The organism is Pseudomonas sp. FSL R10-1339, from assembly GCF_009600545.1.
GTDB classification, from domain to species: domain Bacteria; phylum Pseudomonadota; class Gammaproteobacteria; order Pseudomonadales; family Pseudomonadaceae; genus Aquipseudomonas; species Aquipseudomonas bubulae.
Map to the genome: position 1 here is coordinate 1 of NZ_WIVQ01000191.1, position 2440 is coordinate 2440.

Below are 2440 nucleotides of genomic sequence, written 5' to 3' on the forward strand. Positions count from 1 at the left end.
TATCCACTCCACCTCTTGCGGGCCGCGCTTTACGTCGTCCAGTTCGCGGGTCTTCTCGCCCAAGTGGCCCGACGCATCAAGGCGGCGCGTGGTCATCAAGATATGGACGTGGTGATTGCGGTTGTCGCCCTCTCGGTCGGGCTGGTGAACGGCCAGCGTTCCCGCTGTGCCGTAGCGATCAGCCAAGCCCTGGGCAATCGACTTGGCCAGCTCTCGGCGTTGTACCTGGTCAAGTTCGTGAGGCAGTGCGACCAGCACTTCCCGGGCCACTCGAGCGTTCTTGCGAACCTCGGCGGCTTCGGCCTTGTTCCACAGTTCAGAACTTGACTGTGGAGCCATACCGACCGGAGCAAATGACTCGACGTGATCCACGCCGGAACGGCGGGTGTAGTCGTGAATGTCGCCGGTACGCTCGTCGATGATTCGCTCTGCATTCCGATACGCAGCGGCGGCAGTGGCGGAACGGCCACTGCTACGACTGATGGGTTTGACGGATGCGGAGTAGAGCGCCACGGTTTTTGACTCTCGATTTGCTTGTGATCTGTTTTTGATTTGTCGGCATCGCCGACCGCCTGCAAACGTAGTTTGCGTAAGTGCGCCCTTCTCTTCTTTCAGGGTAGGTCTGTGCACTCCAATACTCTAGCGTAGAATGACAACAACCGACACCATCAAAGGCAGAACAGACATGGCTGATTTAGACGATTTGAAACGAAAACGTGACCAACTCACAGCCAAGATTCAGCAGGCAGAAGCACGACAACGAGCTACAGCCAAGAAGGCAGAAGATAGGGTCAAGGTTTTGGTCGGCGCGGCTGTGTTGTATCAACAAACACAGTCAACCGAAAAACGTGCAGCCCTACTATCATTACTGGATAACTTTCTGACACGACCAGCTGAGCGACTGGCTGTTCTAGGTGAGGATGGCCAAGGTTCTAATGAGTTTAAAAGACTAATTACAAAAATCTAGTAATTACCTTGTCAGATAGAAAAATATATAGAACTAAATTCAGTTATTAAAGTAAATCATTAGATGCACAGACAAGAATAGTGGCGATAAAACCCCTAGAATAGAGGGGTTTTTTCAGTATATTCTTATTTTACCATGCCTTCCCTAAACACCATTTTCTTATCTCCTGACGAATAGTTCTGAACGATACCAAGCAGCTCTTTAGAATAATCAATAACTGACATGACATTTACGGGTTCGTGGTACTCATACGCAAGCTTGTATCCTTTGATTTTTAACCTTATACCACCACCTTCATATTCTAAATATGAGTCATTTAGATCCTCGCTGTACACCCCTTTCCCATATGTGATACCTGGAAATTTAACAGGTAGTAAGCCAGCTAGTGTATGAAGTGAAATTCTACTACCTGTTGCCTCATTAGCTATAAATACTTCATCGTTAAGTGCCATACCCAATTTTTGGTCTATCCCCTCCAAATCCAGCCCAGGCTGGGATTCTAGCCAAGATTTATCAACACCTGGAGAAAATGAAGTTATTCTAGGGGGTGATATACTACTAATATTAAGGCTTATAGTTTTTATTAATGGCGTTCCATCTGGCGCAGTCCAATCTTCATCTGACCCTTCCCTTACAATAAGAAGATCTATTTTGTGTTTATTTGCCTTTGTCTGCGCACCTATTTGATAGCCTGTTCTTGTTGCATAGATAAGCCTAAGGCCAGGAATGTCACTTGTTTTACCAAGAAGCGCATCAATTTTCTCGATACTAACTCGAGAAGCATAATCTTTACATTCTATGACTGTTTTGTAATCATAACCGCCTAAATTGAATTCCCAATAGACATCAAACTGCCGAACTATCCCATTGATATCTTCTATTTTTTTATTGACCTCGACTTTTATATTTTTAAGATTTGAACTCACTTCAGAGTTGATTAAGCTTTGCTGAATAGCACCAACAAATGCTTCGTATTCAGTGCCGGTATTTTTTTTCATGTAATCCCTTAATATTATATTTGTTAGTTAGATAAGACAGATATGAAGGCGGAGTCACCCTACCGCATAGTAGATTCCAAGGAGCAATTGATCCATAGGATCACTGAGATCAAAAACATTCGCTACGCTCACCAGCTCGACCCCCTAAAGGGGGGCCCCCACTCGCTGGAGTAGATCCAGAGCGGGTTATGACCCTAAAGGGCAAGAGCAGGGACAAGGCGGGCTGACGCGCAGCTAGAGCCGCAGGGCGGCATGATGATGCTGGCTAGCGCGCCGGTTGAGGTTCCCACTGGCGTGGGAGCCCCTACGATTGGCCTTAAAAAAAGCCTCTCGCATGGCTCCACGCAGCGGGGAAATTTCAGAGGGATAAACACTCCCGACTCCCACTCCCAACAGGCGTTCCAGACTTTCAGGGGTTGTTTACAGTCGAGCCCCTAGCCCTCTTCGGCATATGGCGGTTGGTGGGTTTTAAGAC

The 2440-nt window shown here is 47.2% G+C and carries 3 protein-coding genes; 1 reads left to right on the forward strand and 2 read right to left on the reverse strand.

The genetic code is table 11. The annotated features are described in order from the left end of the window. On the reverse strand, nucleotides 1-513 hold a 513-nt coding region (locus tag GHO03_RS24165), incomplete at its 3' end, for a MobA/MobL family protein (protein WP_372241796.1). A gap of 172 nt (nucleotides 514-685) precedes the next feature. Here GHO03_RS24165 and GHO03_RS24170 point away from each other — a divergent pair. Next, nucleotides 686-967 (forward strand): hypothetical protein, encoded by a 282-nt coding sequence (locus GHO03_RS24170; protein ID WP_153338423.1) that lies wholly within the window; start codon nucleotides 686-688, stop codon nucleotides 965-967. Between the two features lie 125 nt (nucleotides 968-1092). Here GHO03_RS24170 and GHO03_RS24175 read toward each other — a convergent pair whose 3' ends face one another. After that, nucleotides 1093-1965: a hypothetical protein gene (locus tag GHO03_RS24175; protein ID WP_153334582.1), complete on the reverse strand. Its 873-nt coding sequence runs from the start codon at nucleotides 1963-1965 to the stop codon at nucleotides 1093-1095. Nucleotides 1966-2440 lie beyond the last annotated feature (475 nt).